At 41.5% G+C, this 24,840-nt stretch carries 29 protein-coding genes; 8 read left to right on the forward strand and 21 right to left on the reverse strand.

Annotated elements, in window-relative coordinates; translation table 11 throughout:
* Positions 1-3 precede the first annotated feature (3 nt).
* The gene (locus ACSSVW_RS05640; RefSeq protein WP_454179003.1) at positions 4-1,863 is read left to right on the forward strand and encodes an EAL domain-containing protein; all 1,860 of its coding nucleotides are present in this window, start codon (positions 4-6) and stop codon (positions 1,861-1,863) included.
* On the opposite strand, the gene trmB is transcribed toward ACSSVW_RS05640, so the two are convergent.
* The 8 genes from trmB to folB all read right to left on the reverse strand — a co-directional run bounded on the left by trmB (position 1,860) and on the right by folB (position 8,014).
* A complete protein-coding gene (gene trmB, locus ACSSVW_RS05645) occupies positions 1,860-2,525 on the reverse strand; it encodes a tRNA (guanine(46)-N(7))-methyltransferase TrmB (protein WP_074988851.1) in 666 nt (221 codons plus the stop codon). The genes ACSSVW_RS05640 and trmB overlap by 4 nt on opposite strands.
* Positions 2,525-3,292 (reverse strand): ABC transporter permease, encoded by a 768-nt coding sequence (locus ACSSVW_RS05650; protein ID WP_036970898.1) that lies wholly within the window; start codon positions 3,290-3,292, stop codon positions 2,525-2,527. Before ACSSVW_RS05650 ends, trmB begins: the two co-directional genes overlap by 1 nt.
* Positions 3,292-4,221, reverse strand: coding sequence for an ABC transporter ATP-binding protein (locus ACSSVW_RS05655; protein ID WP_036970900.1), 930 nt, complete (start codon positions 4,219-4,221; stop codon positions 3,292-3,294). Before ACSSVW_RS05655 ends, ACSSVW_RS05650 begins: the two co-directional genes overlap by 1 nt.
* The gene (locus ACSSVW_RS05660; RefSeq protein ID WP_036970902.1) at positions 4,218-4,841 is read right to left on the reverse strand and encodes a flavin prenyltransferase UbiX; all 624 of its coding nucleotides are present in this window, start codon (positions 4,839-4,841) and stop codon (positions 4,218-4,220) included. The genes ACSSVW_RS05655 and ACSSVW_RS05660 overlap by 4 nt, the downstream gene beginning before the upstream one ends.
* Positions 4,842-4,862: 21 nt before the next feature.
* The gene (gene mpl, locus ACSSVW_RS05665) at positions 4,863-6,206 is read right to left on the reverse strand and encodes a UDP-N-acetylmuramate:L-alanyl-gamma-D-glutamyl-meso-diaminopimelate ligase (protein ID WP_339612268.1); all 1,344 of its coding nucleotides are present in this window, start codon (positions 6,204-6,206) and stop codon (positions 4,863-4,865) included.
* Positions 6,207-6,367: 161 nt separating this feature from the next.
* Positions 6,368-7,171: an undecaprenyl-diphosphate phosphatase gene (locus ACSSVW_RS05670; protein WP_036970908.1), complete on the reverse strand. Its 804-nt coding sequence runs from the start codon at positions 7,169-7,171 to the stop codon at positions 6,368-6,370.
* The gene (gene folK / locus ACSSVW_RS05675) at positions 7,168-7,656 is read right to left on the reverse strand and encodes a 2-amino-4-hydroxy-6-hydroxymethyldihydropteridine diphosphokinase (RefSeq protein WP_118844009.1); all 489 of its coding nucleotides are present in this window, start codon (positions 7,654-7,656) and stop codon (positions 7,168-7,170) included. Before folK ends, ACSSVW_RS05670 begins: the two co-directional genes overlap by 4 nt.
* A gap of 1 nt (position 7,657) precedes the next feature.
* Positions 7,658-8,014: a dihydroneopterin aldolase gene (folB, locus tag ACSSVW_RS05680; protein WP_036970914.1), complete on the reverse strand. Its 357-nt coding sequence runs from the start codon at positions 8,012-8,014 to the stop codon at positions 7,658-7,660.
* A 226-nt stretch (positions 8,015-8,240) separates the two neighbouring features.
* Here folB and plsY point away from each other — a divergent pair, with 226 nt between their 5' ends.
* Complete coding sequence (gene plsY, locus ACSSVW_RS05685; RefSeq protein ID WP_036970917.1) at positions 8,241-8,849, forward strand: glycerol-3-phosphate 1-O-acyltransferase PlsY; 609 nt, start codon at positions 8,241-8,243, stop codon at positions 8,847-8,849.
* A gap of 1 nt (position 8,850) precedes the next feature.
* Here plsY and tsaD read toward each other — a convergent pair whose 3' ends face one another.
* From tsaD to ACSSVW_RS05700, 3 genes are all read right to left on the reverse strand, one after another.
* Complete coding sequence (gene tsaD, locus ACSSVW_RS05690) at positions 8,851-9,864, reverse strand: tRNA (adenosine(37)-N6)-threonylcarbamoyltransferase complex transferase subunit TsaD (protein ID WP_036970921.1); 1,014 nt, start codon at positions 9,862-9,864, stop codon at positions 8,851-8,853.
* Positions 9,865-9,925: 61 nt separating this feature from the next.
* Positions 9,926-10,516, reverse strand: a complete 591-nt coding sequence (locus tag ACSSVW_RS05695) for a YjaG family protein (protein ID WP_036970924.1) — start codon at positions 10,514-10,516, stop codon at positions 9,926-9,928.
* Complete coding sequence (locus ACSSVW_RS05700; protein WP_065978009.1) at positions 10,500-10,865, reverse strand: putative signal transducing protein; 366 nt, start codon at positions 10,863-10,865, stop codon at positions 10,500-10,502. The genes ACSSVW_RS05695 and ACSSVW_RS05700 overlap by 17 nt, the downstream gene beginning before the upstream one ends.
* 85 nt (positions 10,866-10,950) lie before the next feature.
* Between ACSSVW_RS05700 and ACSSVW_RS05705 the strand changes: the two genes are divergently transcribed.
* The 4 genes from ACSSVW_RS05705 (at position 10,951) to ACSSVW_RS05720 (ending at position 14,697) form a co-directional block, all read left to right on the forward strand.
* The gene (locus ACSSVW_RS05705; protein WP_036970930.1) at positions 10,951-11,358 is read left to right on the forward strand and encodes a DUF2721 domain-containing protein; all 408 of its coding nucleotides are present in this window, start codon (positions 10,951-10,953) and stop codon (positions 11,356-11,358) included.
* Between the two features lie 52 nt (positions 11,359-11,410).
* Entirely contained in the window at positions 11,411-12,937 is a 1,527-nt protein-coding gene (locus ACSSVW_RS05710; protein WP_454179004.1) for a DUF3369 domain-containing protein, read from the forward strand.
* A gap of 122 nt (positions 12,938-13,059) precedes the next feature.
* Positions 13,060-13,947 carry a LysR family transcriptional regulator gene (locus ACSSVW_RS05715; RefSeq protein WP_065978067.1) on the forward strand — a complete coding sequence of 296 codons (888 nt, stop codon included), beginning with the start codon at positions 13,060-13,062 and terminating at the stop codon, positions 13,945-13,947.
* 129 nt (positions 13,948-14,076) lie between these two features.
* Positions 14,077-14,697 (forward strand): 2OG-Fe(II) oxygenase, encoded by a 621-nt coding sequence (locus ACSSVW_RS05720; protein WP_036970936.1) that lies wholly within the window; start codon positions 14,077-14,079, stop codon positions 14,695-14,697.
* On the opposite strand, the gene ubiA is transcribed toward ACSSVW_RS05720, so the two are convergent.
* Together ubiA and ACSSVW_RS05730 are read right to left on the reverse strand one after the other, a co-directional pair.
* A complete protein-coding gene (gene ubiA, locus ACSSVW_RS05725; protein ID WP_036970938.1) occupies positions 14,698-15,576 on the reverse strand; it encodes a 4-hydroxybenzoate octaprenyltransferase in 879 nt (292 codons plus the stop codon).
* Positions 15,573-16,118 carry a chorismate--pyruvate lyase family protein gene (locus ACSSVW_RS05730; protein WP_421419305.1) on the reverse strand — a complete coding sequence of 182 codons (546 nt, stop codon included), beginning with the start codon at positions 16,116-16,118 and terminating at the stop codon, positions 15,573-15,575. Before ACSSVW_RS05730 ends, ubiA begins: the two co-directional genes overlap by 4 nt.
* Before the next feature lie 166 nt (positions 16,119-16,284).
* Between ACSSVW_RS05730 and ACSSVW_RS05735 the strand changes: the two genes are divergently transcribed.
* Positions 16,285-16,692: a flagellar basal body-associated protein FliL gene (locus ACSSVW_RS05735; protein WP_036970946.1), complete on the forward strand. Its 408-nt coding sequence runs from the start codon at positions 16,285-16,287 to the stop codon at positions 16,690-16,692.
* A 33-nt stretch (positions 16,693-16,725) separates the two neighbouring features.
* Here ACSSVW_RS05735 and glpG read toward each other — a convergent pair whose 3' ends face one another.
* The 6 genes from glpG to ACSSVW_RS05765 all read right to left on the reverse strand — a co-directional run bounded on the left by glpG (position 16,726) and on the right by ACSSVW_RS05765 (position 21,956).
* Positions 16,726-17,541, reverse strand: coding sequence for a rhomboid family intramembrane serine protease GlpG (gene glpG, locus ACSSVW_RS05740; protein WP_065978006.1), 816 nt, complete (start codon positions 17,539-17,541; stop codon positions 16,726-16,728).
* A complete protein-coding gene (gene glpE / locus ACSSVW_RS05745; RefSeq protein ID WP_065978005.1) occupies positions 17,538-17,855 on the reverse strand; it encodes a thiosulfate sulfurtransferase GlpE in 318 nt (105 codons plus the stop codon). The genes glpG and glpE overlap by 4 nt, the downstream gene beginning before the upstream one ends.
* A gap of 55 nt (positions 17,856-17,910) precedes the next feature.
* On the reverse strand, positions 17,911-18,936 hold the full coding sequence (gene tdh / locus ACSSVW_RS05750) for an L-threonine 3-dehydrogenase (protein WP_036970956.1): 1,026 nt from the start codon (positions 18,934-18,936) through the stop codon (positions 17,911-17,913).
* Positions 18,937-18,990: 54 nt separating this feature from the next.
* Positions 18,991-20,187, reverse strand: a complete 1,197-nt coding sequence (locus ACSSVW_RS05755) for a glycine C-acetyltransferase (RefSeq protein WP_421419304.1) — start codon at positions 20,185-20,187, stop codon at positions 18,991-18,993.
* Positions 20,188-20,337: 150 nt separating this feature from the next.
* Positions 20,338-20,898: a D-glycero-beta-D-manno-heptose 1,7-bisphosphate 7-phosphatase gene (gene gmhB, locus ACSSVW_RS05760; RefSeq protein ID WP_065978004.1), complete on the reverse strand. Its 561-nt coding sequence runs from the start codon at positions 20,896-20,898 to the stop codon at positions 20,338-20,340.
* Positions 20,898-21,956 (reverse strand): glycosyltransferase family 9 protein, encoded by a 1,059-nt coding sequence (locus ACSSVW_RS05765; RefSeq protein WP_036970965.1) that lies wholly within the window; start codon positions 21,954-21,956, stop codon positions 20,898-20,900. Before ACSSVW_RS05765 ends, gmhB begins: the two co-directional genes overlap by 1 nt.
* 125 nt (positions 21,957-22,081) lie before the next feature.
* Here ACSSVW_RS05765 and ACSSVW_RS05770 point away from each other — a divergent pair, with 125 nt between their 5' ends.
* Positions 22,082-22,804 (forward strand): 3-deoxy-D-manno-octulosonic acid kinase, encoded by a 723-nt coding sequence (locus tag ACSSVW_RS05770; RefSeq protein ID WP_421419303.1) that lies wholly within the window; start codon positions 22,082-22,084, stop codon positions 22,802-22,804.
* Here the strand turns inward: ACSSVW_RS05770 and hldE are convergent.
* Both hldE and ACSSVW_RS05780 read right to left on the reverse strand, forming a co-directional pair.
* A complete protein-coding gene (gene hldE, locus ACSSVW_RS05775) occupies positions 22,794-24,233 on the reverse strand; it encodes a bifunctional D-glycero-beta-D-manno-heptose-7-phosphate kinase/D-glycero-beta-D-manno-heptose 1-phosphate adenylyltransferase HldE (protein WP_036970970.1) in 1,440 nt (479 codons plus the stop codon). The two genes, ACSSVW_RS05770 and hldE, sit on opposite strands and share 11 nt — an antisense overlap.
* A complete protein-coding gene (locus ACSSVW_RS05780) occupies positions 24,233-24,823 on the reverse strand; it encodes a D-sedoheptulose-7-phosphate isomerase (protein ID WP_036970972.1) in 591 nt (196 codons plus the stop codon). Before ACSSVW_RS05780 ends, hldE begins: the two co-directional genes overlap by 1 nt.
* Between the last annotated feature and the right edge of the window lie 17 nt (positions 24,824-24,840).

The following is a 24,840-nucleotide window of genomic DNA, read 5'->3' on the forward strand; positions in this document are numbered from 1 at the left end:
CCTATGCCGAATGGAATGCAAAGAACACGCTGGCTTATTTATGGTTTTGCCGCATTTTTTATTAGCTTATTTGGCTATATTTATTACACCTATGAATCAACACGTAGTGAGATAATGGCGAATGTTGATGCCAAATTACTCAATGCAGCAATCAGTGTTAAGCATATTTTAGGGGATGATTATCATACCCGTGTGAATGCAGGCCAAACTATTTCACCTGAGCTGTATAAAGATAAAAGCAAGGCTTTATCTGACTACGCTAAGCAAATGCAGGTAGCGTATGTATATGCGATGGTGCTGCGCGATGATACGGTATTCTTTAGTGCCTCTAGCTATACTCAAAAAGATCACAACAGTGGACGCGTGACACACTTTTTAGATGCGTACCCTGAAGCCACCGACATCAATAAAGAAGCTTTTTTTTCGACAGAACCCGTTTTTGAAATATCACAAGATCACTGGGGCAACTTTAAAAGTATCTTTGTGACCTTTGTTGACAAAAACGGCCACACTTATATTACAGGTGCAGACATTGCTATTGATGATCTCAATGAGCAACTGCAACACAGCATAACAAAAGCAACCATTACAAGCGGCTTCTTTTTCTTTATTGTTGCTTTAATCGCGTGGCTTTATTTTTTACAGCTTAAACGCTCACTCCTGACTGATGCTCGCACCGGCTTTGCCAATCATATTGCGCTCGAAAATTACATAGAAAGAACAACCAGACACCGCATGGAACTCGCTGTTATCAGTATCAATGAGCTTGAGGATATTAGTAGTTTTTATGGCACCGATGTCAGCGATAGAGTGATGGCTAATCTACTCACATATTTTCAATCCCGCATATCAAGCGAGAGCGCAATCTTTCGTTTAGCGACGAATAAAATCGCATTATTGAATATTCGCAACGCTGAGCAACGTATTGACGATATTATCAATACCTTTAATCACGCAATTCCCGTGCTAAGCGAGCCATTTATTTATATTACTTTGCATGCTGGAATCGCCTCGTGTAACAAACTCATGCTCATAGAAAATGCACATATAGCCTTGCAACAAGCCAAGTTAAATAACCAACGTATTGTTCGCTATGAGAATGTATTTAAACAAGTTGAAGAGCAATTTAGACACAACGTCACTCTCGCTAAAGAAGTTAGAGAAGCGTTCGATAACAATCGAATCGTGCCCTACTTTCAGCCAATTTATAACACGGAACTTAAGCAAATAAGTCACTATGAAAGCTTAGCCAGAATGGCAACTGCACAAGGTCGGATTCATTGCCCTGATTACTTTATGGCTGTATTAAAGCGCTCACGCATGGACGGGTTGTTAACACGCACCATGTTTTCACGATGCATCGAACAATTCAGAAAGACAAATGTGCGCTGGAGTATTAATATCACCGCGCAAGATATTCTCGATCCAAGTTTAAGTGAATTTCTAGAGCAGCAATTAAGGCGTTATCCAAAACCACACAATATTATTTTTGAGTTTCATGAAACTGAAGCCATTGCATACTTTAGCCAAGTGAAAGCCTTTATTAGTTTATTAAAGAATAAAGGGGCGCAAGTGATGATCAATGAATTTGGTGCGGGGTACTCAAACTTGTCTCACATTTTAAAGCTTGAAGTGGATGGCTTAAAGCTCGACAAAGACCTAGTAAGCCAAATACACAATAATGCCGATAGTTTTATGTTTATAGAGCATTTAGTGAAGTATGCTCAGCAATTAAACTTAGCGGTTATTGCTGAGCAAGTAGAAAGTGAGCAAATTGCTGATGCACTTTCACGTGCGGGTATCACACTCATGCAAGGTAATTATTTTGCCCCACCCACTCCCTACATTAACACGCAAATTTAAAGGTTTATGACTAAGCGGTGGCTCTGCTGTCCACTGGCCCAATACTTTCGCTCGAACGGCGTAATAGGCACATCGTGTTCATAGCGTTCAACTTGGCATGGATGTCCAGCCAACTCAAGGGCGCGAGCGAACTCTTTTACGTAGATATCCCAGTTACTTCTGAGCTCTAATCGGCCGCCAAGTTTAACAATAAATGGAAAAATTGCAGCCCCATGCCAGCGCCTTTGTAAGTGCTTAGCTTTTGGCCAAGGGTTTGGATAAAGTAGATAATGGTGAGTTGGCTGCCAATTTGCTGCAACCGCTAAACGCCAAAAATCATTTAAATCAGCTTGTACCAAAATATACTGGCCAGTGTCTGTTTGTTTATATTCAATATCGTGCTTATCTAAACGATGTGACGACTTGTCAATTCCAATAACAAGTGCCTCTGGGTGTCGCTTAGCAAGATTAGCGGTACTCTCTCCCACCCCACAGCATGAATCAAGAATAATTGGTCCATTGAATGCGTGAACTTTGTCATTCACTTGATCAAATGCAGCTTGCGTGTGCGCTGCAATTGGTTTTTTAAACTCTGCACTTAAGTGCTTTAAAACAATCTCGTCTAGCTTGTCATGCAAGCCGGGTTGATTCGATACAATACTTCTCGAATTTGCATCTGTCATTAGTGTCTAAGCCCCACACCGCGTTTAATTAGCGTTAAAGCTAACGTAAATAACCCCACAATAAATAACCCTAGCACACCAAACGCGACCGATAAGTCGACATCCGACACACCTAAGAAGCCATACCTAAATGCATTAACCATATATATAATTGGGTTTACTTGCGATACCCCCTGCCAAAACTCAGGTAACAGGGTAATCGAGTAAAACACCCCACCTAAGTAGGTTAATGGCGTTAAAATGAACGTAGGTATAATACTGATGTCATCAAAGCTATTTGCGTAAATTGCATTTATTAAGCCCCCCAGAGCAAATACGGCTGAGGTTAAAATCACAGTCGCCATAATCACGAAAATATTGTGAATTTGAATATCAACAAATAGCAAAGACACGCACGTAACAATTAAACCAACCAACATGCCTCGTGTCATACCTCCACCCATGTAGCCTAGTACAATGATGTAATTAGGCACCGGTGCTACAAGTAGCTCTTCGATACTTTTTTGGAATTTAGTGGAATAAAAGCTCGACGCCACATTAGAGTAAGAGTTAGTAATCACCGACATCATGATGAGGCCAGGTACTATAAATTCCATGTAGGAAAAACCACCCATATCACCAATGCGTGAGCCAATTAGGTTACCAAAAATAACAAAATAAAGGCTCATCGTAATTGCTGGCGGTACCAGCGTTTGTACCCAGATACGTAAAAAACGAATGCATTCTTTAATCCAAATACTCTTTAGCGCTACACCATATTTAAACATTATTCGCCTCGCCCTTGTTCTAATAAACCCACAAACAACTCTTCTAATCGATTGGCCTTATTACGCATACTGAGCACTGTATTGCCTTGCTCGGTTAACGCCGTAAACACCTGATTTAGCCCCTGCGATTTAGCCACCTCAACTTCTAAGGTATGATCATCGGTTAAAGTAAACTGATAACCATCAAGGCTGATAGGGTTAACTGGCTGTTTTAAGTCAAGCACGAAGGTTTCTTTATCAAGCTTGGCAAGTAACGCTTTAATTGTGGTGTTTTCGACAATCACACCACTATCAATAATAGCGATGTTCTTACACAACAATTCCGCTTCTTCTAAATAGTGCGTGGTAAGAATAATGGTAACGCCTTGTTTATTGATTTCACGCAAGAAATCCCACATAGAGCGACGCAGTTCAATATCAACCCCCGCCGTAGGCTCATCAAGAATAAGTAACTTTGGTTCGTGCATAAGCGCACGGGCAATCATTAAACGGCGCTTCATTCCCCCCGATAACGTGCGAGCTTGTTTATCTTTTTTCTCAAATAAACCAAGTTGTTTTAGGTATTTTTCAGCACGTTCATGAGCAAGCTTTCTTGGTACGCCATAGTAGCCAGCTTGATTAACTAATATTTGGTTAAGCGTTTCAAACTGGCTAAAGTTAAACTCTTGCGGTACTAAGCCGAGCTCTGATTTTGCAGCTTCGAGATCTGTATCGATATTATGACCAAAGACTTCAACACGGCCTGCGCTTTTATTCACAAGTGATGAAATCACGCCAATTGTGGTTGATTTACCCGCCCCATTGGGACCTAACAAAGCAAAAAAGTCGCCTTGTTTTACCTGTAAATCAATCCCTTTTACGGCTTCAACGCCATTTTTATAAACCTTTTTAAGGCCTTCAATATTTAATGCGATTGTCTGTTCGCTCACTGTTTGCCCTCTCCATAACCCCAACGTTTCGTTAGAGTATGTTCAATATGTAAATGATCTAAAATACGTGCCACCATAAAATCGACCAAGTCAGAAATGTGCTCAGGTTTATGATAAAACCCGGGTGCTGCAGGCATAATGGTGACACCCAATTTTGCTAACTTGAGCATGTTTTCTAGGTGTATTTCACTAAAAGGTGTTTCGCGTGGCACCAAAATAAGCTGACCACGTTCTTTAATAACCACATCAGCAGCACGTTCCAATAAGTTATCAGATGCGCCAACGGCAATGGCCGAGACTGAGCCTGCACTGCAAGGACACACCACCATTTTTTTAGGGGCTGCCGAGCCCGATGCTACGGGGCTAAACCAATTATCTTTACCAAATACTTTTAGCTGCTCTGGGGCTGCATTGAACAGCTTACTAAGCTGCTCTGTCGCTTTGTCTTCATTACCTGAAAGCTTAATATTTGATTCGGTATCAAGTACCACACGCGCAGCGCTTGAGATCAACACGTACACTTGAAACTGTTGTTCTAATAATACTTCTAACAACCTTAAACCGTAAGGCGCGCCCGACGCGCCACTAAACGCTAGGGTTATTTTATCTTTAAATTGCATACAGTTAACTCCGTATACTGGTTAATTTTGTTCTAATACCGTGATCAAGCGCTGATGAATACCTTCAAAGCCACCATTACTCATAATCAAAATATGATGATGGGCAGCCGCACTGTTTGCAACCAACGTAATGATTTCCTCAGTACTTGTGCTGCAGTGCATACCCGCTTTGTCAGCATAGTCTTTTAATGACCAACTCAAATTTTCTGGCTCAAACAAATACACCTCATCGGCTGCACTAAGCGAGTCAATAAGCGTTTGCTGATGCACACCCATTTTCATGGTGTTCGAACGGGGCTCTAATATCGCAATAATTTTCTCATTGCCGACTTTAGCGCGCAGGCCTGCTAAAGTCGTTTTTATCGCGGTTGGGTGGTGGGCAAAATCGTCATACACTTTAATGCCGTTTATATCAGCTTTGAGTTCCATGCGACGCTTAGGTGAAATAAACTCAGCTAAACCTGCAATGCTCACGGGCACAGCGATACCGACATGACGCGCAGCTGCAATCGCCATAATCGCATTTTTGACATTATGTTCGCCCATGGCTTGCCACGACACAACGCCCTGTACTTCTCCCGCTAACAACACTTCAAACTCGCTGCCATCCGCTTTAAGTAAGCGATAATCCCAATCACCTGACAGCGTTTCGCTGTCACTCCAAAGGCCGCGCTCAATCACATCCTGCAGTGCTTCATCTTGGCTTGGCCAGATAACTTTGCCACTACAGGGTAATGTACGCATCAAGTGATGAAATTGTTTTTTAATCGCATTTAAATCTTCAAAAATATCAGCATGATCAAATTCAAGATTATTGAGGATTAAGGTCCGTGGTAAGTAATGCACAAACTTACTGCGTTTATCAAAAAAGGCGGTGTCATATTCATCGGCTTCAATGACAAAAAAAGGCGTCTCACCAACTCGTGCTGATACCCCAAAGTTTTGCACAATGCCACCAATCAAAAAGCCCGGTTTCATACCTGCATATTCTAGCAGCCATGCCAACATACTCGCGGTTGTCGTTTTACCATGCGTGCCTGCGACAGCAAGCACCCATGAGTTTTGCAATAAATTATGCTTAAGCCATTCTGGGCCTGAGGTGTAAGGTAAGCCTTTATCGAGCACATATTCCACACAGGGGTTACCACGGCTCATCGCATTGCCAATGACCACCATATCGGGCGCGGGGTCTAATTGTGTAATGTCATAACCTTGAGTTAGCGTAATGCCAAGCTCTTCCAACTGCGTACTCATTGGGGGGTAAACATTTTGATCAGAGCCTGTCACTGTGTGACCCAACGATTTAGCGATTGCGGCAATCCCGCCCATAAAAGTGCCACAAATTCCAAGAATATGAATATGCATCTACTGTCCTGAACAAAATGAATTACGAAAAAATAAAGCGTTATAATGCCAAATATAACCTTTACTTACCATGATTAGACGGCAATAGACTTTTGCCGAATAGCAAACATAAAAAAACACCTCAAGACCGAGGTGTTTTTTAAAGTGAGTAAAACGGTTTTTTACAGCATTAAAAATGCAAATAAACCGACACCAAGTAACAAGCGATAGATAACAAATGGCATCATGCCCATGCGCTCAATTACTTTTAAGAAAAAGAAAATACAGGCATAAGCCGAAACAAACGATAGACCTGCACCGAGTAAAATAGCTTGCCAATCAATCGCTTCACCTGCAGTTGCAAGTTGATATATATAATATGAACCTGCCGCAGCAATGACCGGAATCGACATTAAAAACGAAAAACGTGCTGCGCTTTGCTTATTTAAACCCAGCAATAAACCCACGGTTATCGTTATGCCAGAGCGCGACGTGCCTGGAAAAACCATTGCCAGCACTTGCGAAAAGCCCAATAGTAACGCACTAAAAAAATTTACTTGGTAGATATTTTTTACTTGTTTTGCTTTTACATCGGCATACCAAAGTAACAAGCCGAAAACGATAGTTGAAGTGGCAATCACCCACGCATTTCGTGAATAGCTCTCTACAAAGTCTTTAAATAAGTACCCAATTAATAACGCAGGAATCGTGGCAACAATGATCCACCAGCCCAAACGGCTGTCATCGGTTGCGCCTTGTGAGCCAAACGACTTAAACCAAGCCCCCAAAATATCAACCACTTCTTTACGGAAATACAGTACCACCGCACCAAGCGTACCTACGTGTACTGCAACATCAAATGCTAAACCTTGATCATGCCAGCCTAAAACTTGCGAAGGTAAAATTAAATGCGCTGAGCTCGAAATAGGTAAAAACTCAGTCAATCCTTGAATTAAGGCTAAAACAATTATCTCAATAATACTCATGGGTTAGTAAACTCCACCTTCCATAGTTTTTGTTGTGGGTTGTTATAATTTTCCCATAGCTCAGCCAGTGTTTGCTTAGCTACAGGGTGAAAAAAATCTGGGGCAATTTCTGCTAGCGGTTTTAAAACAAACGCATTTTTTGTTATTTCATCACGCGGTAATTGCGCTGGCGAATCGCAAATAATGTCATCATAAAACAATAAATCAAGGTCTAATGTTCTAGGACTAAACTTTTTATCTTCACGAGTACGACCGTTATCTAACTCGATTTGCTTCAGTAATTTACACAACTCAGGCAATGGCATGTCAGTATTCGCACCAAGCACTGAGTTATAAAAATTATTACCCGCAAATCCCACCGCTTCACTTTCATATACCGATGAATGAACACTATCAGGGAAATACGGCTTTAACGTCTTTAATGCTTGGCGAATATAATGCTCTTTATTTACATTCGAGCCTAAGCTGATAAAAATCTGTGCCATATTAACTTGCCTTGTGACGGGTGATTTCGACTCCCACCGTTTTAGCTTGAGGAACCGCAGCTGGTTTGCTGACACGAATTGTGACTTGGCTGGTTGTAAATTCGGTTAAAATAATCGCGGCGAGTTGTTCAACTAAGGTTTCAAGAAGTTCGACGGGTTTTGCCGTCGTGTGCGCTATAACGCGTTCACTGACTTTAGCGTAATCAAGCGCTAAGTTTATATCATCGGTTGCCGCTGCGGCTGAAATATCACACACCATTTCAATATCAAAATACAGGCTTTGTTTCGTTTCTTTTTCAAAATCATACACGCCTATAATGGTGTCTACGTGCAGTTGTGATATGTATACCTTGTCCATTGATACTCCAAGCGACATAAATATTAAAACCAATACCTATCGTATACGCGTATTAATTTCAATAATGCGCACAGAGCTGTCATAAAGTTTTAATATATAAAAATTCCCTCTACAATAACGGGTAGATGCACTGCAAAATGTAGCGTACTATCTACTCAAAAGTAGCGGCAGATGGTTTTGCCGCCAATGATAGCCCAAAAGTGCAGATTAAAAAATAAGGAAGCGCGTGTTAGAAGTTTTAATGTTAGTTTTAGCCTATTTACTGGGGTCGGTTTCCTCCGCTATCCTCGTGTCTAGGTTATTTAAACTACCAGACCCACGCAGTCACGGATCGAATAACCCCGGTGCCACCAATGTGTACCGACTTGGTGGAAAAGTCCCGGCTGTATTAGTGCTGGTGTTTGATATTTTAAAAGGCACCATCCCTGTGTGGGGCGCTTATTTCTTAAAAATCGAACCACTGATGTTAGGTTTAATTGGCGTCGCAGCGTGTTTAGGCCATATGTACCCTGTATTTTTCAGCTTTAAAGGGGGTAAAGCCGTTGCGACGGCCTTTGGTACTTTACTACCTATTGGATTATCTTTAGGTGGATTATTAATCGCGACTTGGCTATTAATAATCGCAATAACGCGCTATTCGTCACTTGCAGCACTTATTACAGTGTCGCTTGCCCCACTTTATACATGGTGGATAAAACCACTTTATACGTTACCAGTCACGTTTTTAACACTGTTGATTATTTTCCGTCACAGAGCAAACATAACCCGTTTATTAAGTGGTGAAGAACCAAAAGTAGGGACTAAGAAAAAAGCCCCTGACAATAACAACGACTAAGTTACAGCGCTTCTAAAGAGTCGATTGGCCAGCGCGGCTTAGTTTTCATATCAAGGCTTGCAAACTGCCCCGCTTTAAGGCGTTGCATGCCCGCGTAGGCGATCATAGCGCCGTTATCTGTACAAAATTCAGTGCGAGGATAATACACACGACCTTTCATGCCTTGCATTACACGCTCTAATTGCGCACGTAATTGAACGTTAGCGCTCACTCCACCGGCAATCACTAAGCGTTTAATACCTGTTTGTTTAAGGGCACGCTTACACTTAATAATCAACGTATCAATTACTGCAGTTTGAAATGCGTGGGCTATGTCAGCTTTAGTCTGCTCATCATCAGCACTGTCACGAATAGCAAGCGATGCAGCCGTTTTTAAACCACTGAAGCTGAAATCGAGCCCAGGTTTATCTGTCATCGGACGTGGAAACACAAACCGTTCAGGCGTGCCTTGCTCAGCTAGTTTTGCTAAACGAGGGCCCCCTGGGTAATCAAGTCCTAATAACTTCGCTGTTTTATCAAATGCTTCACCTGCCGCATCATCGACAGATTCACCCAGTACTTCGTACTCACCAATCCCTGACACTTTCACCATCATTGTATGCCCACCCGACACAAGTAGCGCAATAAACGGGAATTCCGGCTTATCTTCTTCGAGCATTGGCGCCAGTAAATGCCCTTCCATGTGGTGCACAGCGACAGCAGGAATATTCCAGCCATAAGCAAGAGAGCGACCGATAGAGGTGCCCACCAACAAAGCCCCCACTAAACCTGGCCCTGCGGTGTAAGCAATGCCGTCGATATCGTCAGGACCACAACCGGCTTGCGCAAAAGCTGCGTCGATTAATGGCAAAGTTTTACGTACATGGTCGCGTGATGCAAGCTCAGGTACCACACCACCGTAGTCTGCGTGCACTTTAACTTGGCTGTATAGTTGATGTGCTAATAAGCCTTGTTCATCATCGTAAATGGCAATACCTGTTTCATCACATGATGATTCAATACCTAAAATTCGCATCAATTACTCCGCCAAGAAAAATAAGCGCGTATTTTACAGCTAAAATACGCATTACTGAACACTAAATTGCAATACCAATGTTGGTTTGACCGTCTGAAATAGCAAGCTGCTTGAGCTCTTTTACGTTTTCTGAGGTAATTCGGCCCATTTGCTCAACAAAATCAATTAGCTCTGCAAGCACATCCATCTCGTACTGCATTAGCGGGTGTTCGCGGACTGATTTGTTATCAGCCACTTCACCTTCAACCGTTAATTGGTATTCAATAAAGCGTGCAACAGAGGCTTGTGAAATTTTGCTAATGTTTAAAAACTCTTGGTCATCTTTAGCCATCAGACCATGCAACATTCCCAATAATGCGGTTGCAGTGTCAATAGCGGGGTAAGTGCCAAACATATCAAAGTCACTGAGCTCTGGTACATTAGGCTCAATTTTTTCAATTTGCTTTTCAAGGCTTATCTTACTTTTTGGCAGTAATATTTTTTCCCAGCATACATTCAGTGCGCTGCGAAATACCGCTGCGTCACCAAAGCCAGTTGCTTCACTAAATAAGCTGTAATTAGGCAACATACGCTCAAGAAGCGCGCCGCCTAATACCGCTTTTTGCAAATAGTTTAATTCTCTAATGCGTTGAAAATTATTCGCTTTCGTCATTCTTAACAGTCCTACAAGACCAACATATTTCAAATGTTGGGCCATTCAGTTCGCTGCATGATGGGCAAACCCAGTCTGGAGCCGATTGTTTTACTTGCCGGTAGTTTACCAATATTTCTTGTGCATGGCGCTCTTTTAATGCGTAAACAAGAATATCAACCCCCGTTTGTTCAAAGGGAATCTCTCCCATTGCACCTTGCAGAAGCTCACCTTGCAGTTGGCATTGTATTCCTGCGGTATGTAAAAGCCCTTTTATAATATTAGCTTCAAGCCCATTAGCGGCTTGGTAGATACGTACCCATGAAAAAGGTTCTGACGTAGTTGGTTGATTTAAATTATTTTTATGCAAATTTACTCTCTTTTACTTTGCAGCTTTAGCAACCTAAGCTACCCTAGCAATTGACCCTGCTACAACCTATATTGAAGGTAGCCTTATGACATTAACAACGCCTGGGCTGTTATTCCCGGCCATTTCTTTACTTTTACTTGCTTACACCAATCGCTTTTTGGTACTTGCCCAACTCATTCGAGAACTGAATGCGCGCGAAGGAGAAAGTATTCGTCCTTTGGTTGTTGCACAAATCGCCAACCTCAGAAAGCGTATTAAACTGATTCGTATAATGCAAGTTTACGGCGTGGCATCATTTCTCATGTGTACCTTGTCAATGTTCGCTTTGTTTATTGAGTTTAATACAACAGGCATCATATTATTTGGACTCAGTCTTGCTTGCTTAACTTTATCGCTTCTTACCTCTTTATATGAGATTCATATTTCATGTGATGCAATAGAAATTGAATTAAGAAATATAGAAAAAAAACCCTTAGTGGATAAGGCAGAGTAAATTTCTGCCTCTATACTTATTGTTACCTAATACGACAATAAGTGGTGCTTGTGTGGATGATTTTTTATTTTCTGAAGAACGGTTAGAAGAAAATAACGTACAAACTGAAGAACCTGAATACTGGCATATTCTTGTTGTTGATGACGAAGAAGATATTCATCAAGTTACCAAGCTTGTACTAGCTGGTTTTCAATTTGAAAATAAAAGCTTACGCTTCTACGATGCCTACTCTGCAGCAGAGGCTAAAGAGCTTTTGAAAAAAGATATCCCTTTTTCAGTGGCACTTGTTGATGTCGTCATGGAAACAAACCATGCCGGACTTGAACTTATTCAGTATATTAGGGACGACATTGATAACCACCATATCCGCCTAATTCTTCGTACCGGACAACCAGGTGAAGCACCTGAAGAATCTATTATCCGTGATTACGATATAAACGATTACAAAAACAAAACCGAATTAACAGCCATAAAAATTAAAACACTGCTCTATTCTGCACTGAGATCTCATCGTGATATCCAAATTATTGATCGCCATAAACATGGCCTCGAACAAATCATAAATGCCTCAGCTAACTTTTTAAAATGCGACAGTGTGCAAGAATTTGCATCCACTATTTTAAGCCACGTGACAAATGTGATGGGTATAAACGACACTCAAATTTATTGTGCTGCCGCGGTTAATTTACAATCATCTCCTGCAACAGACTTTCAATTATTGGCGGCTTCAGGCGTTGGGCCTATCCCCAGTCAAAATAATATTCCTGACGAAGTTAAAAGTTTATTTATTGATGCTCATGATCGTAAGTCATCACTAAAAACAAGCACCGACTACATTGGTTACTTTCCAACCAAAGCGGGCCTTGAAACTATGCTGTATGTAAATAAAGGAAGTAAATTACATGCTACCGATCATCAACTTCTTGAGTTTTATGCAAACAATATTGCACTGGCCTATGACAATCTTAAATTGCGCGAAATGGTAAAAGAATCGCAAAAGGAATTGTCCTATATTCTTGGTGAAGCAGTAGAAAAACGCTCTAAAGAAACAGGCTCACATGTTAAACGTGTCGCGTTATACAGCGAGTTACTTGCAAAACTATCAGAACTTAATCCCTTTCAGTGTGAAATCATCAAGCTTGCCTCCCCCTTACACGACATAGGAAAAATAAGTATCCCTGACAACATCTTAAATAAGCCCGGAAAATTAGATGATACAGAATGGGAAATAATGAAGACACACGCTGAAGTAGGTTATGAAATTCTAAAAAGTTCAAGTAACGAGATCATGACTTGCGGTGCAATGATCTCACTTCAGCACCATGAAAAGTGGGATGGCTCTGGGTATCCACACGGTTTAGCAGGTAAAGATATTCATATCGTTGGTCGTATAACTGCGCTTGCTGACGTGTTTGACGCTCTATGCAGTGACCGTTGTTACAAAAAAGCGTGGCCACCCGATGAAGCACTCGCACTAATAAAAAATCAACGTTCGAAACATTTTGATCCAACTTTAGTCGACTTATTACTTGAAAATTTACCACTTTTCTTGGAGATTAAAGACCGTTACCCTGACTAGTTGTAACTTACCTGTAAAACAACACTTTTAAAAATGGGTACAATAATTTACTATACTCAATGTTAGGTATTATTATTTTAACTCAATGTAAGGGCTTACTTAATAAAAAGGGACTATATAAAGTGAGATTTGAACAACTTGAACAATTCGTTGCACTCGGCGTACTCAGACACTTCCGCCAAGCTGCTGAAAAAACCCAGATAAGCACTTCAGCGTTAACTCGTAGTATTCAAACACTTGAAGATGAAGTGGGCTATGAACTCGTTACTCGCTCTACTCGTTCTGTAAAGCTAACCAAAGAAGGTGAACTTTTCCTCGAGTACGCACAACAAACACTTAATAATTTAGAAGAAACAAAAAAACGTTTATTCGAGTCATTAAATGGTTGTGAAAACGAAAAGCTCGTTATCGGCTACACAACTAAAGCAAGTGCAGTTGTACCTGTGTCGTGTGGGCAATTTTTAGCACAGTACCCACATGTTAAAATTGAAATGCAGTTGCAAGAACAAAGTGAGTTAATTCGCAAACTGCAACTTGGTGAAATTGATATCAGCGTTTGCTCACAAGCCATGAATAGCATTGGTAGTGATATCCATTTGCCTGATCAGCTAATTTTATTTGTATCAAAAAATCATCCAATTGCTAATAAAACAGACATTAGCAAGAAAGACTTAACAGACTACCCAATGTACAGCTGTTTTTCACAATCGAAGCCGGTTCAATCGATGCTAAACGAAGCAATTGATTCATTCAATAAATCAACCAGCGTTAAGGTCGGTAGTATTGAACAAGTTATGGAAGGTTTGAAAAAGTCAAACCATATTGCGATTGCGAGTATTGAGCATGCCAACAGCGTTTCTTCAGACCCTGAATTGCTAGTATTAAAAACCAATAAAGGAATCGCTCACGAACAGTTAGTGATCCAAACTAATCAACAAATTAATGAAAACTCGCACGTGAGTTATTTATTAGATCTTATTGAAAAAACAGCATTATCTAGCCACAACTAAATGCACATATCAAGCTGGCTTGACTACGTTAGGCCAGCTTATACATCCTCATTGTTTTACTGCATAAAAAGCGTGCATGTAATTTTTTTTCAGATACACTTACGCACCTTTTTTTGATTGTGCATATGAATGACCGCGCAGCTTATTTCCAATACTTATTTAAATGCAATTGAACATACTGGTTATGCCATTGTTGAAAACGCAATTGATGAGCAGTTGATAAATGATTTAATTGCAGATTGTTACCGAATTAATCCCCATTTTCATGTTGCAGGTATCGGTAGGTTAAACGATCAGCAAATCGATAAAACGGTACGCAAAGATAAGACCTTTTGGTTTGATAGCTCAAGCCAAGCGCAAATAACTTATCTCGCAACCATGGAAGCAATTAAGACCCAGTTAAATAGAGAGTTTTTCTTGGGCTTGTTTGATTATGAATGCCACTATGCGAAGTACCAACAAGGTGACTTTTATAAAAAGCATTACGATGCCTTTAAAGGACGCTCAAACCGTATTTTTACAACGGTTTGCTACCTAAATAGCCCCGCGTCTGGCGGCGAGTTGGTTATTTATAAACCTAAAAGTAAAGACATTGAAGTGGTCATAAAACCGAAGGCAGGCACATTAGTCATGTTTGAAAGCGAACGCTTTATGCATGAGGTATTACCCGCAGACGATGTGCGTTATTCAATTGCTGGTTGGTTCAGAAAAAATGCCTCAATAAGCGGCATTATCGACCCACCGCGATAATCAAAACGGTAATGGCAAGGATGCTACAAGGCCAATAAAAATAACCAGCCCGACATAATGATTATTTAGAAACGCTTTAAAGCAGTGCTCTCTGTCGCGATAGTGAATAAGCGTTTGCTGGTAAAGTAAAAATCCAATCGCCGCTATTAAGCCTAACCAATAAGGCATATCAAGCTGATTGCTTATGCCAATGTAACTGAGTATCGCAATGAATAGCGCATTCAGTAAGAAAATAATATGCCTGTCAAAACGTGCAAATAAGATGGCCGTTGATTTAACACCAATCTTTAAATCATCATCACGGTCAACCATGGCGTACATGGTATCGTAAGCCACAGTCCACACGAGGTTTGCAATAAATAACAGCCACGCTTCAATTGGCACTGAGCCAATTGAGGCCATGTATGCCATTGGAATAGCCCAACTAAATGCGGCTCCTAGTACCACTTGTGGTAATTGGGTATAACGCTTCATAAACGGATAGCAAAATGCCAACGCAAGAGCCCCCAAAGAGAGCAAAATCGTCGACCACCCCAGCATTAAAACTAATCCAAATGCCACGGCAATTAACAACACAAATAAGCTCAACGCCTCACCACTGGACACTCGCCCTGCGGCTAGCGGACGCGTTGCTGTGCGCTTTACTGAACCATCAATTTTACGATCAGCAAAGTCATTGATAACGCAGCCTGCACTTCGCATTACAAACACCCCTAAACTAAACACCACAAAATTTAATAAGCTTGGTGCTCCCTGATTTGCAAGCCATAACGCCCAGTACGTTGGCCAAAGCAATAGCAAAGTACCAATCGGCTTATCTGTTCGCATAAGTTGTTTGTAATAAGGAATGTGTGCGATTTTTAATGCAGCTAGTTTCATAAGTAAATATAAGCCTCTGGCAGAAAAACTTCGGCCACTAAAAAATGGGCATTTGACAATGAAAATACACTTCGTCTTCCCCACAGTGGTTTAGACTCTTTGCCAAGCACAGCTAATAAAGTTTGAATAGTGTGCTGCTCATTAAACTCTGCCACTTCTATCTCTGTGCGAGATAAGCTTGGGTCTTGAAAAATAACATCCCCTAATGGCCGTGTTCCCATACTTAGCAACTGCTGCTTTTTTAAGGTATCATCTGCGGGTAACCAGCTTTGTGCATAAACCATTGGTTTATCATCACATAATAGTAGCACTTCGCGGTTAAGCGCTTGGCCCAACGACGTATTTAATAAAGCTTGTTGCTCCTTTGTAAGATCAAAAGGGGCTTCATTGAGCACTTTAACCGAAAAGTGTTGGCAATGACGCTTAAGCTTGGCCGTCAATGACCCTGCTTCAAGCAACCAACCTTGCTGCTGTTGCGTTAAATGAGGATATGCCGAAGCAGGCTGCCAATGCGCAGCTAACGAAACTGGGAATGTAATCACAACGACTCAATAATTTTAAAAACCGCGTAAATGATATCACTGCAACCCGTTTCGAAAAAGTCATGATTTAATCTCTACATGGGTTAAAAAACAGAGAACAACCTGTATCTTAAGTTAATTTGGGTATAGACTAAAAACCATTGAATAGGTGGGATATTCTTAAACTATGAAAAAGTCATTGTTATCAATTTACTTGATTAGCATGCTCGTTATTGGCGCTACGACAAGTTTCTCGACACGCGCAGAATCAAATGTCGGTTACTTCGGTTTTGAGCCTGACATTATCACCAATTATATTGGCCAAGGAAATAAAAAACTGGGTTATGTACGGATCACTGTTGATCTAATGCTTAATGATATTTCTGATATTGGTGTGGTTGAGCACCATACTCCACTATTGCGTGATGCGATTGTCGAGATACTGTCAAAAGAACCTGAAGAAAATATCAAGTCGCTCACGGGCCGTGAAGAAATTAGAAAGCGCTGTACAGAAAAACTCAAAGCACTGTTAAAGCAAGAGACTGGACAAGAAATAGTACGTGAAGTGTTGTTTACTAAGTATTTATACCATTAAACGTGACGGCAAAGGCCGTCACGTATAATAAAACTACTTACGCGACAATAGTTTATCTGACATGGCGTAAGCCATACCCGCAATAAGCCCTGCTAAATGTGCCCAGTTCGCCATCCTAACCGGCAACATATCCACAAAGCCTAAAATTAGCCACACCAACATAAAGCCAACAATACTGTTGCTAACAAGCGGGGGTTGTTGAGGTCGCATTACACTGTAAATCCAACAGAAACCGAGCAAACCATACACAACACCACTGAGCCCACCAAAGTTCGGACCAACTACTAAAAACTGTGCCCAATTACTGATAAATGCCGTCACTAAGAAAAGCCCAACTAAGGTTAATTTACCACTGCGTTTTTCTATGTCATTACCCAGTGTCATCCACCAAATCAGGTTAAAAATGAGGTGGATAGCGCTGAAATGAACAATCGCAGGGGTAAACCAGGTTAGCGGCTTAGCAGGGTTAAATTGCAACATACCATAAAGAGTTTCAAACCCACCCAGTAAAAACGCCACAAAAATAGCGATTGAAACTAAGGTCACAGTACGGTTTAACCAGCTCAATGCTTTAAAGCGTGCTTTTAGGTTAAGTGACTGGCCTTGATATAACAACGGCGACTCAGTACTGCCAACTTGCCACGATGCTTGAAGGTACTTTTCGTCATTTGGATTCGCGGTGAACGCTTGCCACAGTGGCTGAGCTTGATGAAAATGCTCAGGAGCAACACAAATAATCACTGTCTTACCATCGTGTGAGCGCAGTTCACCCTGCAAGCCTTTACTTTTAATGTAATCGATAAAGCCTTGCGCGGCGCGAGGATTATTAATGCTGCCCAATTCAATCATCGTTCAATGTGCTCCGGTTGTTGTGTCTGCCATGCTGTAAAGCCGCCATCCATACTGTAGACATCTTCAAAGCCTTGCTCTACTAAATAGCTTGCTGCACCTTGAGAACTTACGCCATGATAGCAAACGATAATAATAGGCTGATCAAACTCTTTGTTCATCATAAACTCACTGATATTAGCATTTGATAAATGCTCAGAACCAGGGATATGCCCAGCTTGAAATGAGTTAGGGTCGCGAATATCAGCAATCACCACATCATTTTTATCTAATAATGCAAACGTTTCACTGACTGAAATATGTTTATATGACATAACACTCTCTAAACTAAAAAGGCGGCCGAAAGCCGCCTTATCACACTATACGGTATTAATCCCAGTTTAGGATTACTTTACCTGATTGGCCTGAAATCATTGTATCAAAGCCTTCTTGGAAATCATCCACTGAGAATTGATGCGTGATAATTGGATTAAGGTCAAGACCAGACTGAATTAGACTCGCCATCTTGTACCACGTTTCAAACATTTCTCGGCCATAAATACCTTTGATAATTAAGCCTTTGAAAATAACTTGATTCCAATCAACCGCCATATCTGATGGTGGAATTCCCAGCATGGCAACTTTACCACCATGATTCATGTTATTTAACATGCTGTTGAATGCAACAGGTACACCTGACATTTCAAGACCAATATCAAAGCCCTCGGTCATGCCGAGCTCTTTCATAATATCTTCTAGGTTTTCATTCGCAACGTTTACAGCGCGTGTCGCGCCCATTTTACGCGCTAAATCTAGGCGGTACTCGTTTACATCAGTAATCACTACATGACGCGCACCGACGTGCTTAGCAACCGCTGCTGCCATAATACCAATTGGACCCGCCCCGGTGATAAGGACATCTTCACCAACAAGATCAAACGACAACGCTGTGTGTACTGCATTCCCGAATGGGTCAAAGATTGATGCTAATTCATCAGAAATATTATCTGGAATTTTAAATGCATTGAATGCAGGGATCACGAGGTATTCGGCAAATGCACCTTCACGGTTCACACCCACACCTGTTGTGTTACGGCATAAATGCACGCGACCAGCGCGACAGTTACGACAGTGACCACAGGTAATATGGCCTTCACCAGAAACACGATCACCCACTTGGAAACCACGTACTTCCTGACCCATATCAACCACTTCACCCACGTATTCGTGGCCAACAACCATAGGTGTTGGAATAGTGTTTTGTGCCCATTCATCCCATTTATAAATATGGACATCTGTTCCACAAATTGCTGTTTTGCGGATTTTAATAAGCAGATCGTTATGGCCAACCTCAGGTTTTGGCGCATCGGTCATCCAGATCCCTGGTTCTGCTTTTAATTTAGATAATGCTTTCATGATTTACACTCAATTAAAAAAACCGAAGCAGGTGCTTCGGTTTAGAAAATAAAATTAGATAACACCCATTTCTTTACCAATACGGGTAAAGGCAGCAATTGCAGTGTCTAATTGCTCTTTTGTATGCGCCGCAGAAATTTGCGTACGAATACGTGCTTGGCCTTTAGGTACAACAGGGAATGAGAAACCTGTTACATAGATACCTTCAGCAAGTAACTTGTCAGCCATCATCGAAGCGACCTTCGCATCGCCAAGCATTACTGGAATAATCGCGTGGTCTTTACCTGCGCAGGTAAACCCTGCTGCTTCCATTTGCTCACGGAAGTAATGAGCGTTATCCCATAATTTAGCGCGAAGTTCGCCACCGTTACTCAACATTTCAAGTACTTTGATTGATGCTGTAACAATTGATGGAGCTAATGAATTAGAAAAAAGATATGGACGTGAACGCTGACGTAACCACTCAACAATTTCTTTTTTACCTGATGTATAACCACCTGATGCGCCGCCCAACGCCTTACCTAATGTGCCGGTAATGATATCGACACGGTCTAATACGCCACAGTATTCAGGTGTTCCTTTACCGTTTTCACCCACAAAGCCAACGGCGTGAGAATCATCAACCATAACTAATGCATCGTATTTATCAGCAAGGTCGCATACTGCTTTAAGATTACAAATAACGCCATCCATTGAAAACACACCGTCAGTGGCAATAAGCTTGGTTTTTACCCCGGCTTCATCAGCTGCAATTAATTGCTTCTCTAAGTCGCTCATATCATTATTAGCGTAGCGGAAACGTTTTGCTTTACATAAACGAACCCCATCAATGATAGAAGCATGGTTTAACGCATCTGAGATGATGGCATCATCTGGGCCTAAAATTGTTTCAAATAAGCCTGCATTAGCATCAAAACACGATGAGTAAAGGATCGTGTCTTCTGTTTCTAGAAACTCAGAAATTTTGTGCTCTAATGTTTTATGAATATCTTGAGTACCACAGATAAAACGCACTGAAGCAACACCAAAACCATGATCGTCAAGGCCTTGTTGTGCGGCTTTTATTAGCTCTGGGCTATTTGCAAGACCTAAGTAGTTATTTGCACAGAAATTGATAACTTTATCACCTGATGCAACTTCAATTTGAGCTTGTTGCTGTGAAGTAATAACACGTTCGCTTTTGTATAAACCCTCAGCTTTTACTTCATCTATTTGTTGCTGAAGCTGAGTGAAAAACGCAGATGCTCTCATCTGAAATCTCCAAATAATCTTTTAAGTAATCAGAGCCGATTAGCTGTGACTGTGAAATTTGCGCCTATTGTAAAAGCTTAGGCGAACAATTGCACTGTTTGTAGTTCGTCGCACAACCTAAATTAGGCGCGGTAGATAGGAAAAAACTGGTCATACCTGCTGTAAGTGTAAAATCAAATTAGGTAATTCAGCTAACGAGTCGCATACATAGTGCGCATGCTGCTCCGTTGACTCTGCATAATTTTGTCCAGAGCGCACTAAAACACGCGTTGCCACATTGGCTCTTTCGCCAGCGAGTAAATCGCCAAGTTTGTCACCAACCATGATACTTTGAGCGGGATCTATGTGGTGCTCTTCAATCGCTTGCAACAACATGCCAGGCGCTGGCTTACGGCATTCACATTCTTGTAAATAGGCAGGCAACGCTTTACTTGGATGGTGTGGACAAAAATAGACATCTAGAATGTGTACGCCGTGTTTTAAAAACTCATTTTTCATCCATTCACTTAAGTGGTGAAAATCTTGCTCTGAGTAATAGCCTCGACCAATTCCAGATTGATTCGTCACGATGATAATTTCATAACCTGCATCAGTGAACTTTTTACACGCCGTAAAGACCCCTGGCACAAACTCAAAATCATCTGGCTTGTATACGTAACCATGGTCAATATTTACAACACCATCGCGGTCTAAAAATAGCACTTTACTCATCACAATTGCTCTTTTAATAAAACAAGATCAAACATTAAAGTAACCTCTTCAACACGTATCTGCGCCATTAAATCTGCACCTTTAACGCGTGTCCCCCACGGCAGCTGGTCTGCTGTTTTACCTGTTTGCTCAAGTAAGTTTTGGTGATAAACCTCAACAACATAATTTTGATATAAATAAGGCCCCGTGCGTTTTGGATTTGAGTGAGCGTATAAACCTATCACCGGTGTACCCACTGTAACGGCCATATGCGCAGGTCCTGTATCAGGCGCAAGCACTAATGAGGCACGCTTTAGCACACACAACAACTCTTTAAGCTGAGTTTTACCAACTAAGTTGAGTACAGGCACGTGACTGTGCGCAATAATTTGCTCAGCCAGTTCATTTTCAAGGGGTGTTGGCCCCCCCGTAATTACAACTGAGAATCCTTGATTATGAGCGTAATCAGCGAGCGCAGCATAACGTTCAGGAAGCCAGTTACGCTCTTTTTTACTGGCCGCAGGTGAAATAACAAAAATACGTCCTGCTAACCGCTCTGTACCGAGTAAAGTATCTGCCGTATGTTGATGAGCATCTGTTATTGGCATCTGCCAGCTAGGCTCATACTCTGGTACACCGATTGCCTTTGCAAAACCTTGGAACCCTTCAAGAACATGCGCTTCTGCTTGAGCTGCAATTCGCTTATTGATAAATAGACTATGTAATTCTTTTGAACGTGCCCAGTCAAAGCCCACTTTTACTTTAGCAGGTATACAACGTGCAGCAAGATTAGCTCTGAGCGCTACCTGCATATGAAGTAACACATCAAACTTTCGCCCTTTAAAGGTTTCTTTAAGTTGTTTGTATGCTTGCTTACCCTGCTTTTTATCAAATACAACAAACTCAACACCCGGTAAATCAGCAAGCAGCATCGCTTCCACTTTACCAATAACCCAAGTAATTTTCGCATGAGGATGCGCTTTTTGAATTGCTTGCACCGCCGACACCGCGTGACATACATCACCAATAGCCGAAAGCCTTAATATACAAATATCTGAATAGGAGGTTGATTGAGTCACGTGCACCCTTAGCAACAGCAAATAATAGGCGATCTTAAATTAACCTGATGCTATTGCAAGCACTTATGCGAAAAGCTAAAAATGCGGTACTATATAGCTATTCACTGTTTATATTTTAAGTTGTTATGTTCGACACTCAGCATCTGCAAAATTCGACCCTTTTGTGCCACCCTGCATACACTCAGATGCTTACATATGACTGGTTTGATGCTCACTTTTGGCAACAACAAAATAAAATAGTTGGCGCTAAAAAAGGCCGAGCAACGGCCTGGTTTTTTAAGCATGAACAACTGACCGGTGTATTGCGCCATTATTGGCGTGGCGGACTCATAGGCAAACTATTAACAGATCAATATGTGTATGTCGGCTTAGAGCACACGCGGGTTTACAAAGAGTTTTCGTTGATGATGCACTTAACTGAGTTAGGCTTAAATGTGCCCACACCTATCGCTGCAAAAGTCACACGAAGTGGTTTTATTTATCGAGGCGATATTATCACCGAGGCAGTAAAAGGAGCACAAAGCCTTTTAGATATATTGGTGACTCGCCCGTTAACTCATGACGAATTAAAGAATGTGGCCACAACGCTCAGTGAATTTCATAACCGTGGTGTTTATCACGCTGATTTGAATATCAATAATATTTTATTTGACGAAGCGGGTAAGGTCTTTATTATCGATTTTGACCGTGGTGAAATAAGACTGCCCGAAATTGCGTGGCAACAAGAAAATATTAAACGCCTTGCCCGTTCATTTGCTAAAGAACAAAGCCGTAATGAGATAATGCACTGGCAACAAAGTGATTGGCAGTCACTGTATTGTGACTACCAAGCATTGCTTAAGATTTAATTTTGCTGATGACGTTAGACGTCGAGCAACCATTAAGGAACTCAAGCACTTCAACTTTACCGCCATGGCGTAATACATGGTCTGCACCCGCAATTTGATCAACCGTGTAATCGCCCCCTTTCACCAGTACATCGGGGCTAATTTGCTCGATGAGCTTAGCTGGTGTGTCACTCTCTTGTGCACTACCAAATGGAATTACCCAGTCAACCGATGCAAGCGCACTGAGAACCATAGCCCGCTCTTCAAGCGGGTTTATTGGACGTTCAGGTCCTTTAAGACGCGTGATTGATTCGTCATTATTTAAGCCAACAACTAAACGATCGCCTCTGGCTTTTGCCTGTGCTAGATAACGCACATGACCTGCGTGTAGAATATCGAAGCAGCCATTGGTAAAAACAATTTTCTCACCATTTTGTTTTGCAAACTCGATATGCTGCAACACATCTTCAAATGGCGTTTGATAATGCTCGCCGGTTTGCTGTAAGTACTGACCCAATTTACGACTCAATTCTTCAGGAGATACCGTCGCTGCGCCTAGTTTACTTACGGCAATACCCGCTGCAAGATTAGCAATTTCAACGGCATCTTTAGGTTGCATGCCAGCGCCTAACATCACCGCTAATGTAGCAATTACAGTATCTCCGGCACCAGTAACATCACTGACTTCTAATTGCTGCGCCGCAAAGTCATGCTTCTCAGTTTGACTGATTAACGACATTCCTTGCTCTGAACGAGTCAATAACATCGCCGCAACGCCCGCATCTTCAATAAGCTGGCGCGCACTCTCGGTTAAGCTTTGCTCAGACTCAGTTTTACCACCAGCCAGCTTAAATTCATTCAAGTTTGGCGTAATATAGTCGGCACCACGATACAAATTTAGATCCGATGATTTTGGATCAACAAGAACCGTTTTACCTGCATTTTTAGCCACTTGGATCATGGCTTGAATTAAGCTTAGTGAGCCTTTGTTGTAATCAGAAAATAGTACAAAGTCATAATCATCTAACACTAACTCTAAACGATTCAAAAGCAACTGGCTGTGTTGTTCAGTAAAGGTTTCTTCTAAATCTAGGCGCACCACTTGCTGATGACGACTTATCACGCGCATTTTAGATATGGTGGGTAAATCACAGACGCTAACAAGCTGCGAATCAATTTTCTCAGAACTCAAAATGGTTTCAAGAATTTGCCCGCTCTCATCTTCACCAACAAGCCCTAATAAACCGACCTTACCATCTAAACGGGCAATATTTTTAGCCACGTTTGCAGCGCCACCCGCTTTGTCTTCAAACTTACTGACTTTAACTACGGGCACCGGGGCTTCTGGTGAAATACGACCCGAGTCACCATGCCAGTAACGGTCTAGCATCACATCGCCAACAACTAAAATTCGCGCTTTAGATAAGTTTTTAAGTAACGCTAAATCCATTACTGTTGCTCCGCTACAACCATATCAATGGCTTCACATAACCAGTGACCGATAAACATATGTGCTTCTTGAATGCGTGCTGTTTCATCGTTTTTAATGATTATTGGTAACTTCGCGATATCTTTCACTTTACCGCCGTCACGGCCAGTTAGAGCCACAGTGAAAGCGCCTATTTCATTAGCGGCAGCAAGCGCAAGATTAATATTAGGGCTAGTGCCTGAAGTCGTTAAGCCAATCACTAAATCTTCAGGTTTACACAACGCCTGAACTTGGCGTTCAAACACAGTATCAAAATGATAGTCATTACTGTGCGCCGTTAAAATTGACGTGTCAGTTGTCAATGCGATTGAAGCAAGCGGCCCACGCTCTAACTTATAACGTACAACAAACTCTGCCGCTAAATGCTGCGCATCGGCGGCACTGCCACCATTACCAAACCAAATTACTTTACCCCCTGCCTGCAAAGCACTGTGGCATGCTTCAAGTAATTGCATTACCTCAGGATGATAAGTTTCCATGGTCTCAAACAGCATTTGATGACGATTTAAACTTTCTAGGTAGCTTGCCGCTACAGAATCAAGATTAGACATATAAATTCCTTAAAAAA

It is taken from the genome of Pseudoalteromonas sp. MBR-15 (assembly GCF_053628915.1).

Bases quoted from the DNA above. Each gene is read 5' to 3' on its own strand.
- ACSSVW_RS05640 (WP_454179003.1), top strand. From the start codon at position 4: ATGCCGAATGGAATGCAAAGAACACGCTGGCTTATTTATGGTTTTGCC.
- trmB (WP_074988851.1), bottom strand. From the start codon at position 2,525: ATGACAGATGCAAATTCGAGAAGTATTGTATCGAATCAACCCGGCTTG.
- ACSSVW_RS05650 (WP_036970898.1), bottom strand. From the start codon at position 3,292: ATGTTTAAATATGGTGTAGCGCTAAAGAGTATTTGGATTAAAGAATGC.
- ACSSVW_RS05660 (WP_036970902.1), bottom strand. From the start codon at position 4,841: ATGCAATTTAAAGATAAAATAACCCTAGCGTTTAGTGGCGCGTCGGGC.
- mpl (WP_339612268.1), bottom strand. From the start codon at position 6,206: ATGCATATTCATATTCTTGGAATTTGTGGCACTTTTATGGGCGGGATT.
- ACSSVW_RS05670 (WP_036970908.1), bottom strand. From the start codon at position 7,171: ATGAGTATTATTGAGATAATTGTTTTAGCCTTAATTCAAGGATTGACT.
- folK (WP_118844009.1), bottom strand. From the start codon at position 7,656: ATGGCACAGATTTTTATCAGCTTAGGCTCGAATGTAAATAAAGAGCAT.
- folB (WP_036970914.1), bottom strand. From the start codon at position 8,014: ATGGACAAGGTATACATATCACAACTGCACGTAGACACCATTATAGGC.
- tsaD (WP_036970921.1), bottom strand. From the start codon at position 9,864: ATGCGAATTTTAGGTATTGAATCATCATGTGATGAAACAGGTATTGCC.
- ACSSVW_RS05695 (WP_036970924.1), bottom strand. From the start codon at position 10,516: ATGACGAAAGCGAATAATTTTCAACGCATTAGAGAATTAAACTATTTG.
- ACSSVW_RS05705 (WP_036970930.1), top strand. From the start codon at position 10,951: ATGACATTAACAACGCCTGGGCTGTTATTCCCGGCCATTTCTTTACTT.
- ACSSVW_RS05720 (WP_036970936.1), top strand. From the start codon at position 14,077: ATGACCGCGCAGCTTATTTCCAATACTTATTTAAATGCAATTGAACAT.
- ubiA (WP_036970938.1), bottom strand. From the start codon at position 15,576: ATGAAACTAGCTGCATTAAAAATCGCACACATTCCTTATTACAAACAA.
- ACSSVW_RS05735 (WP_036970946.1), top strand. From the start codon at position 16,285: ATGAAAAAGTCATTGTTATCAATTTACTTGATTAGCATGCTCGTTATT.
- glpG (WP_065978006.1), bottom strand. From the start codon at position 17,541: ATGATTGAATTGGGCAGCATTAATAATCCTCGCGCCGCGCAAGGCTTT.
- glpE (WP_065978005.1), bottom strand. From the start codon at position 17,855: ATGTCATATAAACATATTTCAGTCAGTGAAACGTTTGCATTATTAGAT.
- tdh (WP_036970956.1), bottom strand. From the start codon at position 18,936: ATGAAAGCATTATCTAAATTAAAAGCAGAACCAGGGATCTGGATGACC.
- ACSSVW_RS05755 (WP_421419304.1), bottom strand. From the start codon at position 20,187: ATGAGAGCATCTGCGTTTTTCACTCAGCTTCAGCAACAAATAGATGAA.
- gmhB (WP_065978004.1), bottom strand. From the start codon at position 20,898: ATGAGTAAAGTGCTATTTTTAGACCGCGATGGTGTTGTAAATATTGAC.
- ACSSVW_RS05770 (WP_421419303.1), top strand. From the start codon at position 22,082: ATGTTCGACACTCAGCATCTGCAAAATTCGACCCTTTTGTGCCACCCT.
- hldE (WP_036970970.1), bottom strand. From the start codon at position 24,233: ATGGATTTAGCGTTACTTAAAAACTTATCTAAAGCGCGAATTTTAGTT.
- ACSSVW_RS05780 (WP_036970972.1), bottom strand. From the start codon at position 24,823: ATGTCTAATCTTGATTCTGTAGCGGCAAGCTACCTAGAAAGTTTAAAT.